The organism is Mesorhizobium sp. M7A.F.Ce.TU.012.03.2.1, assembly GCF_004006095.1.
GTDB lineage: Bacteria > Pseudomonadota > Alphaproteobacteria > Rhizobiales > Rhizobiaceae > Mesorhizobium.
Genome location: NZ_CP034779.1, coordinates 5102626 through 5118517, shown reverse-complemented (window position 1 = coordinate 5118517; position 15892 = coordinate 5102626). Strand labels below are relative to the sequence as shown.

The following is a 15892-nucleotide window of genomic DNA, read 5'->3' as shown; positions in this document are numbered from 1 at the left end:
CATTCATGAAACTGACCTGGTACGGCCACTCGGCCTTTCGCATCGAGACCGCTGATGCCAAGATCCTCATCGATCCTTATCTGATCGGCAATCCGTCCTGGACGGGCGGCTGGGAGGGACCGGCGGAGGGAATCACGCATGTACTGCTGACGCATGGCCACAGCGACCACATCAGCGGCGCGCTGGAAGTGCTTGGCAAAAGCGGCGCCCAGCTAGTCGCCAATTTCGAGATCTGCATGTACCTGGTCGGCAAGGGCGCCAGCGACAAGAAGATCAACCCGGGCAACATCGGCGGCACCGTCGATTGCGGCGGCTTCACCACCACTTTCGTCCAGGCGCTGCATTCATCTTCCTTTCCCGGCGATGGCGGCCAGAACACCTATCTCGGCAATCCCGGCGGCCTCGTCCTGCATTTCCCGGAAGACAAGACGCTCTACCACATGGGCGACACCGACATCTTTTCCGACATGGCGCTGATCAACGAGCTGCACGAGCCGAAGATCGGCCTGGTGCCGATCGGCGACCGCTTCACCATGGGCGGCGCGGTGGCCGCACTTGCCTGCCGGCGCTTCTTCAAGTTCGACACCGTGGTTCCCTGTCACTTCGGCACCTTTCCGATGATCGACCCGACCGCCGACAAGTTCGAGGCCGGCCTGGAAGGATCCGGCATCAAGGTGGCTTTGCCCAAGATTGGCGAGACGATTACGATTTAGAAGCAGCCATAATGGAATAAAACCATGGCTTTGAGGCAATCTTTTTGCGTTTCCATACTGGTCGCGGCGTCGCCCGCGCTCGCTGCGGATGATTTCATCGAAGGCGTCTACCTTCAGTCCGAGGAGCTTTGCAAACAGGCCAAGAAGGACACGCTGCAAACGCTGATCGACGCCGGCAACATCGTGCTTTCGGCATACGGCCTGCAAAGCGTCGAATACAATTGCGAGTTTCTGCAGATCAGCAAGGCGACGGCTTCGCCGAGCTGGGCGGTGACGGCCATCTGCCAGGAACCGGGTTATGTCTTTCCCGACGTTCTCTCGGTGACGCAAATGAACGCGAAGCAGATCGATCTCGTGTCGGTTCGGCCCGTCGACGACGAAAGCGAAGCAAGCGGCAACAGCGGCAGCTACTATCTGTGCGAAGGCGTTGCCCTGCCATAGACGTATTCTGAGAGCCGATGAGCGGGCCGTCGGCACAGCCTGGTCTCTCGCACGATGCATGTTGCGCAGCGCGCGCGGCGCCGCTATAGCCCGAACTGGTTTTCCCCGAGGCAAAAACATGTCCGTAGATCTTCAGACAGTGAAGCGCGTCGCGCATCTCGCCCGCATCGCGGTGAGCGAAGGGGATGCCGAACGGATGACCGGCGAGCTGAACGCCATTCTGGGCTTCGTCGAGCAGCTGAACGAGGTCGATGTTTCCGGTGTCGAGCCAATGACCTCGGTGACGCCGATGGACATGAAGAAGCGCAGCGATGTCGTCACCGACGGCGGCAAGGCGGCCGACATCGTCGTCAACGCGCCGGCGACCGAAGAGAATTTCTTCCTCGTGCCGAAGGTCGTGGAGTAAGTCCGCCGATGGCAATCGAGATCGCCATTGAGACGCCGCTCCAGGACGACCTGCGCGGGCTGGTCACCGAACTCAACGAGACCTTGCTCGAACTGACGCCGCCGGAGCATTGCTACCATTTGACGGTTGAGCAGATGGCCGGTGAGGACACGACGGTTTTCATCGCCCGAGATAAAGGCCTGGCCATTGGCTGCGGCGCGCTGAAGCGTCATGACGGCGCCATTGGCGAGGTCAAGCGCATGTATATCAGGCCGTCGCATCGCGGCCAGAAGATCGGCGCGAAAATCGTTGAGCGGGTCGAGGCGCTGGCGCGCAACGAGGGACTGAAGCGACTGGTGCTGGAGACGGGCGATCGTCATCCCGCGGCGTGGACAGTCTACGAGCGCGCCGGGTTTTCGCGTTGCGGCCCGGTGCTGGATTATCCCGATTCTGAGTGGTCGGTGTTTTACGAAAAGAGCCTTTGATGAGCGACCTGACCCAGCTGACGATTTCACAGGCCCGCGCCAAGCTGCGCGGCAAGGAAATCACCGCGACCGAGATCACCGAGGCCTATCTCGGCGCTATCGAGCGCGCCAATCCGGCGCTCAATGCCTATGTCGCCGTGACCGGCGACAAGGCGCGCGACATGGCCAAGGCGTCCGACGCCAGGCTGGTCAAGGGCGAGGGCGGTGCGCTGGAAGGCATTCCGTTGGGGATCAAGGACCTGTTCGGCACCGAAGGCGTCCACACGCAGGCTTGCAGCCATGTGCTCGACGGGTTCAAGCCGCGCTACGAATCGACCGTTACGTCAAATCTGTGGGCCGACGGCGCCGTTATGCTCGGCAAGCTCAACATGGACGAGTTCGCCATGGGTTCGTCCAACGAGACGTCCTACTATGGTCCGGTCATCAATCCGTGGCGGCGCTCGCGCCTCGATACTGCGGTGATGCCGACGACGCATCAAGGCGACGGCGGCTTCGTCTCGGCCGGCGGCACGAGGACCGTGCGCAGCCTGGACAATGCGCAGTTGGTGCCGGGTGGCTCTTCCGGCGGGTCGGCCACGGCAGTCTCCGCCTTCCTGTGCGCCGGCGCGACCGCGACGGATACTGGCGGCTCGATCCGCCAGCCGGCCGCCTTCACCGGGACGGTCGGCATCAAGCCGACCTATGGCCGCTGCTCGCGCTGGGGTATCGTCGCGTTCGCCTCGTCGCTCGACCAGGCCGGCCCGATCGCGCGCGACGTGCGCGATGCCGCGATCCTGTTGAAGTCGATGGCCTCGGTCGATCCGAAGGACACGACGTCGGTCGACCGGCCAGTGCCGGACTATGAGGCCGCGATCGGCAAGCCGATCAAGGGCATGAAGGTCGGCATTCCCAGGGAATACCGCGTCGACGGCATGCCCGAAGAGATCGAGGCGCTGTGGCAGAAGGGCATTGCCTGGCTGAAGGACGCCGGCGCCGAGATTGTCGACATTTCCCTCCCGCACACCAAATACGCGCTGCCCGCCTATTACATCGTGGCGCCCGCCGAGGCGTCATCCAACCTCGCCCGCTATGATGGCGTCCGCTACGGCTTGCGCGTGCCGGGCAAGGATATCGTCGACATGTATGAGAAGACCCGCGCCGCCGGTTTCGGCCGCGAGGTCAAGCGCCGCATCATGATCGGCACCTATGTGCTGTCGGCCGGCTACTACGACGCCTACTACCTGCAGGCGCAGAAGGTGCGCAATCTGATCAAGCGGGATTTCGAGACGGTCTTCGCCGCCGGCGTCGATGTCATCCTGACCCCGGCAACGCCGTCCGCCGCCTTCGGCGTCGCCGATGAGGACATGGCTGCCGATCCGGTCAAGATGTACCTCAACGACATCTTCACCGTCACGGTGAACATGGCCGGCCTGCCGGGCATCGCCGTGCCCGCCGGGCTCGACGCCAAGGGCCTGCCGCTCGGGCTGCAGCTGATCGGTCGGCCGTTCGACGAGGAAACCCTGTTCCAGACCGCCGCCGTCATCGAGCAGGCCGCAGGCACGTTCCAGCCGGAGAAGTGGTGGTAGGGACGTCGCTCGTCTAGCGGATGCCCTGAAAGTCGGAATCGATTTTCGGAAGGATGCTACGCAAAATCAAAGTGTTAGCGTCCTTTGAGCGCCCACGCCCGCGCGGCGCTGCAATGGGGTGAGCGATGTTCTTCTACCTGTCCAAGATATTCTGGTTCTTCATCCAGCCGCTGAACCTGGCGATCTTCCTGCTGCTGGCGGGACTGCTCGCGGCCATGATCGGGCGCCGGCGGCTGGCGGCCACCGGCAGCTTGCTGGCATTTCTGATCCTTGCGCTGTCAGCCTGGACGTCGCTCGGCGCCATGATGCTCAATCCGCTGGAAGAGCGCTTCGCGCGCCCGCCGCTGCCGGCAAAGGTCGACGGCATCGTCGTGCTCGGCGGCGGCTTTGAGGGCGCCATCAATCTGGCGCGCGGTGGCTATGAGTTGAACAGCAGCGGCGATCGGATGGTCGAGACCGCAGTTCTGGCCCGGCGCTTTCCCACCGCCAAGGTGGTCGTCTCCGGCGGCACCGGCGCGTTGTTTCTCGATGGCGAGGGCGATGCCGCAACCGCGCCGCGCCTGCTCACCGCGCTTGGCGTGGCCGCCGATCGTCTGATCCTGGAGAACAAATCCCGCAACACCTATGAGAACGCGGTCTTCACCAAGGAGTTGGTCACGCCGAAGCCCGGCGAGACCTGGCTGCTCGTGACCTCAGCCTTCCATATGCCGCGCGCCAAGGCGCTGTTCGACAAGGCTGGCTTCGCCACCGTTCCCTGGCCGGTCGACTATCGCACCTCGGGCAAAGAAGGCATCGGGCTGTTCCGCGATAATCCGGCCGACTCACTGCAGGCCACCACCATGGCCATCCGCGAATGGATCGGGCTTTTTGCCTATTGGCTGTCTGGCCGGATCAATCAGCCTTTTCCAGGCGGCTGACCGATCACCGCCTGCCTGGCGGCCGAGAAGAACTGGCGCCGCACCAGAACGGCCAGCAGCAACAGCGTCGACAACACGAACACCATGGGGTCGACGAACCAGCCGAGATAACCGATCGAGAAGAACACCCCGCGCAGGCCGGAGTTGAAGTGCTTTCCGGCCAGCATGTTCATTTGCGCCGCACGCCACACCGCCGTTTCGGTGACCGGATTGCGTGAGGCTTCGCCATGCGGGATCGGCACGGCGCCGATCAGGATCGTGCAATAGTTGAACAGCCGGTACGCCCAGCCGAATTTGAAGAACGAAAACGCCAGGATCAGCACCAGTCCGAACACCTTTATCTGAAAAGCCGCGCGCGACGGCGCGCCACCCAAGGGCAGGTCGCTGAGCACTTCAAGAACCCGGTCGGACGCGCCGAGCAAGGCAAAGCAGCCGCCGATCGCGATCAGCGAGCTGGAGGCGAAGAAGGCGGTGCCTTGCTGCAGCCCGCTCATAATGGCGGTGTCGACGATGCGGATCTCGCGCTCGGCCATGGTCCGCATCCAGGCTTGCCGCTGTGCATTCATCGCCGTCGTCAGCGACATGCGGCTGACCAGCTTGCCGTCGGAGGCGAACGTGTGCAGCAGCCACGCGACGAGGAAGAAGGCCAGCGCCGCGAGATCGGCTGTCGAAAGATCGAGGGAATCGCCCATGGACTGAATTTATCACATTCAGCGCAATCGCTTCGATGTCCGCATACAGCGATCGTACCAATGTCGCTGCCGGAGCAAACAAGGTCGGCGGGTGCAGCGCCGCGATTTCCAAAAGAGCGGAAACATCGTGGGAATTCCTATATGTAGTCCTCGACCTGACTCCAGGAGACAACGCCGCGTGTTCCTTTCGGTTTTCGACCTGTTCAAGATCGGCATAGGACCGTCGAGTTCGCACACGATGGGGCCGATGACCGCCGCTGCGCGGTTTCTCGACGAGGTCGCGGGAAATGACTGGCCGCGTCCGGCAGGCGTCAAGGTCGACCGGCTTGGCGCAAGCCTGCACGGGTCACTCGCCTACACCGGTATTGGCCACGGCAGTGATCGCGCCGTCATGCTCGGCCTTGCCGGTCTGACGCCGCAGACGGTCGATCCCGACCAGGCCGATGGCATTGCCAGCCGCATCGCCGCCGAAAAGCGCATTTCGCCGCCCGGCCATCCCTCCTATCGCTTTGATCCGGCCACCGATCTGGTGCTGGACCGCAAGACGCCGCTCACCGGTCACGCCAACGGCATGGCGTTCTACGCCTATGACGCCGGCGGCCGCCTGCTGCTCAAGCGGATCTATTATTCGATCGGCGGCGGCTTCGTGGTTTCCGAAGAAGAACTGCAGCGGACGAAAGCCAAGGGTTCGGTGACAACCGAAGGCAAGAAAGTGCCTTATCCGTTCAAGAATGCGGTCGAGATGCTGGCCATGGCCGGCAAAAGCGGTCTTTCCATCGCCGACATGAAACGCGTCAACGAGGAAACGCAGATGACGCGCGAGGAGCTCGACGCCGGCCTCGACGGAATCTGGAGCGCCATGAAGGGCTGCATCGACCGTGGCCTGTCGCAGGATGGCATCATGCCGGGTGGGCTGAAGGTGCGCCGCCGTGCCCGCATGCTGCACGATAAGCTGCAGGAGCAGTGGCAGCAGAACAAGCCCAATCCTTTGCTCGCCAATGACTGGCTGTCGATCTACGCCATGGCCGTGAACGAGGAAAATGCCGCCGGCGGCCGCGTGGTCACCGCGCCGACCAATGGCGCTGCCGGCACGCTGCCGGCGGTGCTGCGCTACTGGCTGCATTTCCATCCCGAGGCGGACCAGCCGAGCATTCGTGATTTCCTGCTGACGGCTGCCGCCGTTGGCGGCATCATCAAGACCAACGCATCGATCTCGGGCGCCGAGGTCGGCTGCCAGGGTGAGGTAGGCTCCGCGTCGGCGATGGCCGCAGCGGGCCTGTGCGCCGTCATGGGCGGTACGCCCGAACAGGTCGAGAATGCCGCCGAGATCGCGCTCGAACATCATCTCGGCATGACCTGCGATCCGGTTGGTGGTCTGGTTCAGGTGCCGTGCATCGAGCGCAATGCGCTGGGCGCGGTCAAGGCGGTGACGGCCGCGTCGCTGGCCATCAAGGGCGACGGCATCCATTTCGTACCGCTCGATGCGGCGATCGAGACCATGCGCCAGACCGGCCTCGACATGAACGAGAAGTACAAGGAAACCAGCCTTGGCGGGCTTGCAGTCAACGTCGTGGAGTGCTGAAGGCTGGCCTAAACCGCCGCTGTGGAGAAGTCGATCCGGTCGTTGACGCGTTCGCGTGCGGGACTAACCTTAAGCGATGTCTCTCAATCTCATAAAACTCTGTGTCGGCTGCGACAGCGTCGAGGATCTCGAAGAGTGGATCGCCTTCCGCCTCGACGAGCGGCGGCGCGCCGGTGAGCCGGTCGAGCAGTATCACACCACCCGCATGATGCCGACACGCGGCGCCGAGGTTACCGATGGCGGTTCGCTCTATTGGGTGATCAAAGGCAATGTGCAGTGCCGCCAGTTGATCACCGAAATCCGGCCGTTCACCGACAGTGAAGGCATAGGCCGTTGCCATCTGATACTCGACCCCGAGGTTGTACGCACCGACTGGCAGCCGCGCCGGGCTTTTCAGGGCTGGCGCTACCTGAAACCGGCGGACGCGCCGCTCGATCTGGGCAAGGGCAAGGCCGGATTGATCGAGATGCCGCCGAAACTCAGGCGCGAGCTGGCCGATCTCGGTCTGCTCTGACCCCAGGTGGCATCACCGCCTGGCCCTTTGCACCGCCCGATGTGGGGCTTGCAAGCGATGTGGCAACGCCACATCTTGTTTTTCATGAGTGATAAGAAGCAGCCTGTGCCAGCGAGGACCAGTCCTGCGCCGGTCAAGCCTCAATCCAACGCCGGCGAGATCGACGCCTTCATTCGTCAGGCGAGGACACTTGCCGCGTCGGCGACCGGTTCGGGCAGGCTGATCCTTGCCCTCGACGCGACGATGAGCCGCCAGCCGACCTGGGATCTGGCCTGCACGCTGCAGGGCCAGATGTTCGACGCAGTCGGCAAGGCCGGAACCCTCAGCGTGCAACTGGTTTATTTTCGCGGCCTCGGCGAGTGCCGTTCGTCGGCTTTCGTGAGCGACACCAATGCCTTGAAGCAGCTGATGACGCGGATCGAATGCCGCAGCGGCCACACCCAGATCGGAAAGGTCCTGACGCATGCGCTGAAACAGACGGCGGCCGCCAAGGTCAATGCGCTGGTCTACATCGGCGACGCGATGGAAGAGAATATCGACGATCTGGCCGAAAAGGCCGGCAGCCTCGGCCTTCATGGCGTTCCTGTCTTCGTGTTTCAGGAAGGCCATGATTCCGGCGCGGAAAAGGCGTTCAAAGAGATTGCGCGGCTTTCCAAGGGGGCTTGGTTCCGATTTGATCGGCGGGCTGCCGCGACCTTGGCAGGGCTGCTTTCGGCCGTCGCCGTGTATGCGACCGGCGGGTTGAAGGCGCTCGAAGCCAGGGGCAGGCCGGAAGACCGGCTGATGATCGAGCATCTGCGGGGCGGCGGAAAATAATGGGCGCAATCATCGCTTTTGTAGCGTTGCTTCTGCTGCTTCTCGGCGCGGTGACGATCTTTCTGCGTGCCGAGCCGGCGAAACTGGCGAGCACGCTGCGAACGCTCGGGCCGGCCCTTCTGGCAGTTGTCGGCGTCGCCGTGCTTGTGGTCGGCCGTGAGGGCATCGGCGGCATGATTCTCACCGGGGCAATTGCCTGGTATGGTTCCATGCGAATGAAAGGCCGGCCGGCCGGCCTTGCCCCGGGCAAACGCTCGACGGTGCGCACGGCGGCATTGGAAATGGAGCTCGATCACGATACCGGCGGCCTCGAAGGACTGGTCCTGGCTGGCCGCCACGAAGGCAAGATGCTTGGCGCGATGGGGCTGGCGGAATTGCAACACCTCTACCGCGAACTCTCCAGCGATCCAGAGAGCCGACAGCTGCTAGAGACGTATCTTGACGGCAGATTTCCCGTCTGGCGCAAAAACGCTGAGACGAACGGTGGCGAAGGGCTGGGTGTTCCGCCAAGTCCGGGCGCCATGACTAAGGAGGAGGCCTACAAGGTCCTTGGTCTTGAAGCGGGGGCCGCCGCGGCGGATGTCCGCAAGGCGCACCGCCGCCTGATGCAGCGCCTGCACCCCGATGTCGGCGGCACGTCTTTCCTGGCGGCGCGGATTAACGAAGCCAAGGACGTCTTGCTCTCCAATCACAACTAGTCTCCTTCGACGCAGAATTTTTCCGGGAGATGGCTTGCACGCCGTCCTACTGCTGGACGGCGTAGCACTCGATGTTCTTCTTCTTCAAAGCGGTACAGGCCTTCCAGGCGGCGGTCTTCGAACCGAAGCCACCGAAGCGGGCGCGGTAGTAGGTGACGCCATCCTTGTCGAAGGCGACAGTGAAACCGGAAGCGTCCGCCAGCACCTTGGGCGCCTGCTTGGTGGTCTTGTCGAGAAAGGCCTGGGCCTCGGACTGCTTGGGCGACGAGGCGACCTGAATGGCCCAGCCCGACGGCACCGACGCGGTGTTGACCGGGTCGACAGCCGCGGGCGTCGGCTCGGCATAGGCCGCTACCACCTGGGCCGTCGCGACCTGGGGGGCTGAAACGATGACGGTCTTGACCTTTCTGGTCTTGACGACGGGAGCTGCTTCCTCGGCCTGCGCGGTATCGTCTTCGGCGACCGTGGCGTCCTCGGCAACGATTGCATCGTCCTGCGCTATGACAGGCCTGTCGTCCGGTGTCGGAGCGTCATGCTTGGGCAGAAGAACCTTGGCGAGGGCGGTGATCGGGTTGTTGCCACCGGCCTTGGCGACCAGATCGCCACCGCCGCGAGTCGATGCCCTCGGCAGATAGGTGTTGATCAGGTTGGCCATCTGATTGTCACGGCTGCCGCCCGAGGTGCCGCCCATGACCACGCCGACGATGCGGCGATTGCCATCGGAAACCGACGAGACGAGGTTGAAGCCGGAGGCGCGGGTGTAGCCCGTCTTGATGCCGTCGACACCCTTGATACGTCCGAGCAGGCGGTTGTGGCCGTTGATGCGCTGGCGTCCGTAGAGAAAGGAGCGCTGCGAGAAATAGCCGTAATACTGCGGAAAATGCTCGCGCAACGCGATGCCGAGCGTCGCCATGTCGCGCGCGGTGGTGAACTGGCCGGGGTCGGGCAGGCCATTGGCGTTTCTAAATACGGTGCCGTTCATGCCCAGCGCACGCGCCTTGGCGGTCATCATGCGGGCAAAAGTGGTTTCATTGCCGCCGAGCATTTCGCCGAGCGCGGTCGCCGAGTCATTCGCCGATTTGGTGACGATCGACAGGATCGCGGTCTCGACCGTGACGGAACCGCCCGGCTTCACGCCAAGTTTCGTCGGCGCCTCGGCGGAAGCCTTGGCGGAAAACACCACTGGCGTGTTCCTGCTGATCTTGCCCTTCGCCATAGCTTCGAAGGTCAGGTACAGCGTCATCATCTTGGTCAGCGAAGCCGGGTAGCGCCTGCCGTTGGCATCTGCGGAGTAAAGCACCTTACCGGTCTTGGCATCCACGACGATGGCCGCCTGCCTGGCCGCCAGCGACGAGGCAACGTCGCCAAAAACGAATGTCATCGCCAAGGCGACGATCATCATCGTTTTGAGAGGGGAGGTGGATTTGGAAACGATGCCCAACAACGCCTTACGCACTGGTACTTCCCTTGGATTTCTTCGTTGCGTTGGAGGCGGCAAAGGGTCCTGCCTCGCTTCCGGTCAAGCTACCGGCGCAGCGTTACCAATCCGTTTATGGTAACCGCCGCGTTCACCATTTTCTTCGGGCTTGAGGTTCTCTTTATTCGATTTTTAGCCATTGGCTGCGCAGGCGGGTCCGCAAGCCCGCGAAATCTTGACTTTTGTGCGGCGCACAATATATTATCTTGCATTGCACAAGGGCGCCCCGAAGAAGGACGCCTCAACCGTCAAGGGAATCGTGAAATGACCCAGACCTATGAGGACTTCAGCAAATACGGCAAAGAGTTCGCCGACACCGGATTGAAGAGCTTCGCGTCGCTGTCCAAGGGCGCGCAGGCGATTGCCACCGAGGCTGGTGAATACACCAAGAAGAGTTTTGAAACCGGCAGCGCCACTGTGGAGAAGCTGTTTTCAGCCAAGTCGCTGGAAAAGGCGATCGAGATCCAGTCGGACTACGCCAAGCAGTCCTATGAGGCGTTCGTCGCCGAGGCCACCAAGATCGGCGATCTCTATGCCGAACTCGCCAAGGAAGCTTACAAGCCATTCGAATCGATCGTTGCCAAGGCAAAGTAATTTTGCCCGGGCGAACTGATTTCGCCTGACGTGACCCCAGATTCAGCCTTTGAACCTGAGAAAAAGCCCGGCCACGGAAACGCGGCCGGGCTTTTTTCGTGTCAATTTCCGTTCCAGAGCCCCGCGCCCCTTCACGATTGCGAAAATCGTCCAAGTTGGTGACCTAGCCATATTGTCAGCTAACCAGAAGGGCTTAAAATCGTACATCGAACACCTACATGTCGAACTCGCATGGGGAATCGAAAGAGGCAGGAATACGTGACTTCAGGTTTGACTGCCACGAGACGAGTGGTGCGAATGCAAGACGGCGACGGTAACGGCAATGGGGCCGGCCGTGGGACGGCCGTCATCACGCGCACCAAAACCAAGACCAAGAAGCCCAGCCTTTATCGGGTCCTCATCCTCAACGACGACTACACTCCGATGGAGTTCGTGGTTCACGTGCTGGAGCGTTTTTTCCAGAAGGATCGCGAAGCCGCCACACGCATCATGCTTCATGTTCACAATCATGGAGTGGGCGAGTGCGGGGTCTATACATTCGAGGTGGCCGAGACCAAAGTGTCCCAGGTCATGGATTTCGCCCGACAGAATCAGCATCCGCTGCAATGCGTGATGGAGAAGAAGTGAGGTAACATGCCGGCTTTCTCCCAAGGCCTGGAAAAGGCGCTTCACCAGGCGCTGACGCTCGCCAATGAGCGGCACCATGAATATGCAACCCTAGAACATCTGCTGCTCGCGCTCATCGATGACACCGAGGCGGCCGCCGTCATGCGCGCCTGCAATGTCGATCTCGATGAGCTCAAGCACACGGTTCTCACCTATATCGACACCGAGTTGGACAACCTCGTCACCGGTTACGACGAGGACTCCAAGCCGACCGCCGGTTTCCAGCGCGTCATCCAGCGCGCGGTGATCCATGTGCAGTCGTCCGGCCGCGAGGAAGTGTCGGGCGCCAACGTGCTCGTCGCCATTTTCGCCGAGCGCGAGAGCCATGCCGCCTATTTCCTGCAGGAACAGCAGATGACCCGCTACGACGCGGTCAACTACATCTCGCACGGCATTGCCAAGCGTCCGGGCGCGTCGGAGACACGCTCGCCGCGCGGTGCCGATGACGAGCAGGGCGGCCAGAACGGCGCCGAGCCGCAAGAGGAAGGCGGCAAGAAGAAGCAGCAGCAGGACGCGCTGACGGCTTATTGCGTCAATCTCAACAACAAGGCCAAGGCCGGCAAGATCGATCCGCTGATCGGCCGCGAATCCGAGATCAACCGCACCATCCAGGTGCTGTGCCGCCGCTCCAAGAACAACCCGCTCTATGTCGGCGACCCCGGCGTCGGCAAGACGGCGATCGCCGAGGGTCTGGCCAAGCGCATCGTCGAGGGCGACGTTCCCGAAGTGCTGCACAACGCCACCATCTTCGCGCTCGACATGGGCACGCTGCTCGCCGGCACGCGCTATCGCGGCGATTTCGAGGAACGGCTGAAGCAGGTCGTCAAGGAGCTCGAGGACTATCCTGGCGCCGTGCTGTTCATCGACGAGATCCACACGGTCATCGGGGCAGGGGCTACTTCAGGCGGCGCCATGGATGCGTCCAACCTGTTGAAGCCGGCGCTGTCGTCGGGTGCGATCCGCTGCATCGGCTCGACCACCTACAAGGAATTCCGCCAGTTCTTCGAGAAGGACCGTGCCCTGGTGCGGCGCTTCCAGAAGATCGACGTCAACGAGCCGACCATCGAGGACGCCATCGAGATCATGAAGGGCCTCAAGCCCTATTATGAGGAGTTCCACAAGGTGAAGTTCACCAACGAGGCGATCAAGGCCTCGGTGGAGCTGTCGGCACGCTACATCAACGACCGCAAGCTGCCGGATAAAGCGATCGACGTGATCGACGAGACCGGCGCCTCGCAGATGCTGGTGCCGGAAGCCAAGCGCAAGAAGACCATCGGCATCAAGGAGATCGAGGCGACGATCGCCACCATGGCCCGCATCCCGCCGAAGACGGTTTCGGCCGATGACGAGAAGGTGCTGCAGGGCCTCGATATCGAGCTGAAGCGCGTCGTCTATGGCCAGGACACTGCGATCACCGCGCTGACCTCGGCGATCAAGCTGGCACGTGCCGGCCTGCGCGAACCGGAGAAGCCGATCGGCTCCTACCTGTTCTCCGGCCCGACCGGCGTCGGCAAGACCGAAGTGGCCAAGCAGTTGGCCGCCTCGCTCGGCGTCGAGCTGATCCGCTTCGACATGTCGGAATATATGGAACGCCACACCGTCTCGCGGCTGATCGGCGCGCCTCCGGGCTATGTCGGCTTCGACCAGGGCGGTCTTCTGACGGACGGCGTCGACCAGCATCCGCATTGCGTGCTGTTGCTCGACGAGGTCGAGAAGGCTCATCCGGACCTGTTCAACATCCTGTTGCAGGTGATGGACCACGGCAAGCTGACCGACCATAACGGCAAGCAGATCGACTTCCGCAATGTGATCCTGATCATGACCACCAATGCGGGCGCGTCGGATGCGCAGCGCGCGGCGATCGGCTTCGGCTCGACCAAGCGCGAAGGCGACGATGTGGAGGCGATCAACCGGTTGTTCACGCCGGAGTTCCGCAACCGGCTCGACGCGATCATCCCGTTCGGCTCGCTGCCGGTGCCGGTCATCCATCAGGTGGTGCAGAAGTTCGTCATGCAGCTCGAGGCCCAGCTTTCCGAGCGTGGCGTCACCTTCGACCTGTCGGCGGATGCGATCGCCTGGCTCGCCGACAAGGGTTATGATGAGCGCATGGGAGCGCGGCCGCTCGGCCGTGTGATCCAGGAGCATATCAAGAAGCCGTTGGCCGACGAGGTGCTGTTCGGAAAGCTCAAGAAGGGCGGCACGGTGCGCGTCACCGTCGAGAAGAAGGAAACCGGCGAGACCGGCCTGAAGCTCGAATCGCTGGCCGACGAGGCGCCGGTGAAGCCGAAGAAGGAAGAGCCGGAAGAAACGCCGAAGCCCAGAAAGGCCGTAGCGAAGAAGCCGGCGGCCAAGAAGCTGGTGGCGCAGAAGCCCGAAGCCAAGGGCAAGGACGGCGGCAAGCGCAGTCTCGTCCCGCAACTGCCCAGAAAGAACTGACCTTGAGGAAAGTCGAAAAGCCCCGGAAACGGGGCTTTTTTCGTTTGCAAGGAGGAGGGGCATGAGCGGCCAGATCATCATCCTGAACGGTGCGCCGCGATCGGGAAAAACAAGCATCGCCAGAGCTGTTCAGGAGCGCTTCGATGGCGTCTGGATCAATCTCGGCGTCGACGTTTACGAGCAGGCTACGCCGGCACGCTATCGGCCTGGGATAGGATTGCGGCTCGGCGGCGAGCGTCCCGACCTTGAGGCCCTCGTGCCCGGATTTCACGCCGGGCTCTACGAATCGATCGCCGCCCACAGCCGGCTGGGGCTGAATGTCGTGGCGGATGTCGGCCATCACGATGCCTATTCGAAGCCACTTCACATTGTGGCCGATTGCGCGCGCCGGCTTGTAGGTCTGCCGGTGCTGTTTGTCGGTGTTCGCTGCCCGCTGGAAATCATCATGGAAAGGCGTGCAGCCAGCGCGGCAGACAAGGAATATGTAACCGGCTCATCAGATGTTCCCGTGCCGCTGCCCGTGCGTCTGTGGCAAGAAGAGGTCCACCGGCCCGGCGTGTACGATCTGGAGATCGATACCTCGCTCCTCAGCCCTGGGCAATGCGCGGATACGATCGCAGAGAAGCTTCGGCAAGCACCGTATCCAACAGCGTTTCAGAAACTATCCAACCCATCCAGCGCGGCCCTTGAGCCGTTTTGACCGGCATGGCCGCCGCAGGCGGGTTCGCCCAGATCGGCGAATTTACAGCCCGCAAACCGCCGGCGATTGCATGGTGGAGCTCTCGATTTCAGCGGCCATGCGGTCCGGCGAGAAACGGGCCACCAAATATCCGCACACCTTCCAGATCGCGATCATCAGGAATGCACCCGCATAGCCATCCAAGGCATAGTGCCAGCCAAGCACGACGGAACCGACCATAATGACGCCGGCGAATAACCACATCACAAGACCGGCCAGCCGAGACCGCCGTGTTGCATAGAGGGCAAACAGCACCGCCATCGCAACGTGCAGGGATGGGAAGGCGGATATGCCGACGCTGCCGGTAGTTGCGCCGGTATAGCCACTCCACAGCATATCCTGCGTGCTGAGCGCCCAGATCGGATAGACGCGATCGGCAACGGCAAGTGCTTGCATGAGGGGGTGAAAGTCGTTGCCGAACCCCAATTGCTCGTAAAAGCAAGGGCCAGCCGACGACAGGCCCATCGCGAGGAAAAAGCCGCCCAGTGTCCACACCGTCATGAAGCTCATCAGGAACTGATGACGCAGCTTCGTATCCTTTCGTGTGATGCACACGGTGAAAACCGCGATGATGAGCACGACGAACCAGAAATTGTACGCGATGTTGATGATTTTCAATGCAAGCGGCGACTGGACGACAAACCACAACCATTCGTGCGGGGCTCGACCGAAATGCAGGATGCGATCGGCGTGAGCCAATGCTTTGTCCCATGCAAACGGAGAGAGGATTGCAATGGCTCCCTTCAACACACCGATCGCGGATATGAAGGCAAGACCGGCACCCAAGCCATTCAGGCTGTTGGCAATGCGTTCGGCATCGCCAAAGAATCTACCCAGTGACTTGAGGAAGGTGTGCAGCGGTTCGGTTTCCCGCTGGACCAGCGCAAGGTGGAAAAGCGTCCCAAGTGCAAGGGCTGAGCCGCAAATCCAGAAGGCGATGAAAAGATACTCGGCGTATTCCGCCAGAACGCCGAAATCCGGCATGTTTCCAGTGTGCCACCCGACTGCGCTTGCCAGAAGCAGCGCAGCGGTAGCCATAGCGTGCAGCAGCCGGTGTCGCCAAAAGGCATCCGCCAAGATGCCAGGAAAAGCACGTCCGACAATGGCCCCCGTCAGTGGGGCCGATGCCGCAACCGAATGTTCCATGGTTTTGAAGCCCAGCTCGCCACGCC

General features: G+C 62.1%; 17 protein-coding genes. 14 read left to right on the top strand and 3 right to left on the bottom strand.

Going from position 1 to position 15892, the window contains the following annotated elements; all coding sequences use genetic code 11:
- The first annotated feature begins 5 nt into the window (after positions 1-5).
- The 6 genes from EJ079_RS25345 (at position 6) to EJ079_RS25320 (ending at position 4506) form a co-directional block, all read left to right on the top strand.
- A complete protein-coding gene (locus tag EJ079_RS25345) occupies positions 6-713 on the top strand; it encodes a metal-dependent hydrolase (protein WP_127810476.1) in 708 nt (235 codons plus the stop codon).
- A gap of 24 nt (positions 714-737) precedes the next feature.
- A complete protein-coding gene (locus EJ079_RS25340) occupies positions 738-1154 on the top strand; it encodes a hypothetical protein (protein ID WP_127321156.1) in 417 nt (138 codons plus the stop codon).
- 118 nt (positions 1155-1272) lie between these two features.
- Positions 1273-1560 carry an Asp-tRNA(Asn)/Glu-tRNA(Gln) amidotransferase subunit GatC gene (gene gatC / locus EJ079_RS25335; RefSeq protein ID WP_127810475.1) on the top strand — a complete coding sequence of 96 codons (288 nt, stop codon included), beginning with the start codon at positions 1273-1275 and terminating at the stop codon, positions 1558-1560.
- An 8-nt stretch (positions 1561-1568) separates the two neighbouring features.
- Positions 1569-2024, top strand: coding sequence for a GNAT family N-acetyltransferase (locus EJ079_RS25330; RefSeq protein WP_127380854.1), 456 nt, complete (start codon positions 1569-1571; stop codon positions 2022-2024).
- On the top strand, positions 2024-3589 hold the full coding sequence (locus tag EJ079_RS25325) for an amidase family protein (protein WP_127810474.1): 1566 nt from the start codon (positions 2024-2026) through the stop codon (positions 3587-3589). The genes EJ079_RS25330 and EJ079_RS25325 overlap by 1 nt, the downstream gene beginning before the upstream one ends.
- A 125-nt stretch (positions 3590-3714) precedes the next feature.
- On the top strand, positions 3715-4506 hold the full coding sequence (locus EJ079_RS25320) for a YdcF family protein (RefSeq protein WP_127810473.1): 792 nt from the start codon (positions 3715-3717) through the stop codon (positions 4504-4506).
- On the opposite strand, the gene EJ079_RS25315 is transcribed toward EJ079_RS25320, so the two are convergent.
- Entirely contained in the window at positions 4485-5198 is a 714-nt protein-coding gene (locus tag EJ079_RS25315) for a DUF599 domain-containing protein (protein WP_027161543.1), read from the bottom strand. The two genes, EJ079_RS25320 and EJ079_RS25315, sit on opposite strands and share 22 nt — an antisense overlap.
- A 178-nt stretch (positions 5199-5376) precedes the next feature.
- Here EJ079_RS25315 and EJ079_RS25310 point away from each other — a divergent pair, with 178 nt between their 5' ends.
- The 4 genes from EJ079_RS25310 to EJ079_RS25295 all read left to right on the top strand — a co-directional run bounded on the left by EJ079_RS25310 (position 5377) and on the right by EJ079_RS25295 (position 8808).
- A complete protein-coding gene (locus tag EJ079_RS25310) occupies positions 5377-6780 on the top strand; it encodes an L-serine ammonia-lyase (RefSeq protein ID WP_127810472.1) in 1404 nt (467 codons plus the stop codon).
- Positions 6781-6856: 76 nt separating this feature from the next.
- Positions 6857-7294 (top strand): DUF1489 family protein, encoded by a 438-nt coding sequence (locus EJ079_RS25305; protein WP_013531780.1) that lies wholly within the window; start codon positions 6857-6859, stop codon positions 7292-7294.
- 84 nt (positions 7295-7378) lie between these two features.
- Positions 7379-8110: a VWA domain-containing protein gene (locus EJ079_RS25300; RefSeq protein WP_164749086.1), complete on the top strand. Its 732-nt coding sequence runs from the start codon at positions 7379-7381 to the stop codon at positions 8108-8110.
- Positions 8110-8808 (top strand): DnaJ domain-containing protein, encoded by a 699-nt coding sequence (locus EJ079_RS25295; RefSeq protein ID WP_127810471.1) that lies wholly within the window; start codon positions 8110-8112, stop codon positions 8806-8808. The genes EJ079_RS25300 and EJ079_RS25295 overlap by 1 nt, the downstream gene beginning before the upstream one ends.
- 46 nt (positions 8809-8854) lie before the next feature.
- On the opposite strand, the gene EJ079_RS25290 is transcribed toward EJ079_RS25295, so the two are convergent.
- Complete coding sequence (locus EJ079_RS25290; RefSeq protein WP_127810470.1) at positions 8855-10264, bottom strand: D-alanyl-D-alanine carboxypeptidase; 1410 nt, start codon at positions 10262-10264, stop codon at positions 8855-8857.
- 285 nt (positions 10265-10549) lie between these two features.
- Here EJ079_RS25290 and EJ079_RS25285 point away from each other — a divergent pair, with 285 nt between their 5' ends.
- The 4 genes from EJ079_RS25285 (at position 10550) to EJ079_RS25270 (ending at position 14681) form a co-directional block, all read left to right on the top strand.
- Complete coding sequence (locus EJ079_RS25285) at positions 10550-10879, top strand: phasin family protein (RefSeq protein WP_013531776.1); 330 nt, start codon at positions 10550-10552, stop codon at positions 10877-10879.
- A 297-nt stretch (positions 10880-11176) separates the two neighbouring features.
- The gene (clpS, locus tag EJ079_RS25280) at positions 11177-11506 is read left to right on the top strand and encodes an ATP-dependent Clp protease adapter ClpS (protein ID WP_023812950.1); all 330 of its coding nucleotides are present in this window, start codon (positions 11177-11179) and stop codon (positions 11504-11506) included.
- Positions 11507-11512: 6 nt separating this feature from the next.
- The gene (gene clpA, locus EJ079_RS25275; RefSeq protein WP_127258970.1) at positions 11513-13981 is read left to right on the top strand and encodes an ATP-dependent Clp protease ATP-binding subunit ClpA; all 2469 of its coding nucleotides are present in this window, start codon (positions 11513-11515) and stop codon (positions 13979-13981) included.
- A 61-nt stretch (positions 13982-14042) separates the two neighbouring features.
- Complete coding sequence (locus EJ079_RS25270; protein WP_127396923.1) at positions 14043-14681, top strand: chloramphenicol phosphotransferase; 639 nt, start codon at positions 14043-14045, stop codon at positions 14679-14681.
- A gap of 42 nt (positions 14682-14723) precedes the next feature.
- Here the strand turns inward: EJ079_RS25270 and EJ079_RS25265 are convergent, their stop codons facing one another.
- Entirely contained in the window at positions 14724-15704 is a 981-nt protein-coding gene (locus EJ079_RS25265) for a phosphatase PAP2 family protein (protein WP_127811399.1), read from the bottom strand.
- Positions 15705-15892 lie beyond the last annotated feature (188 nt).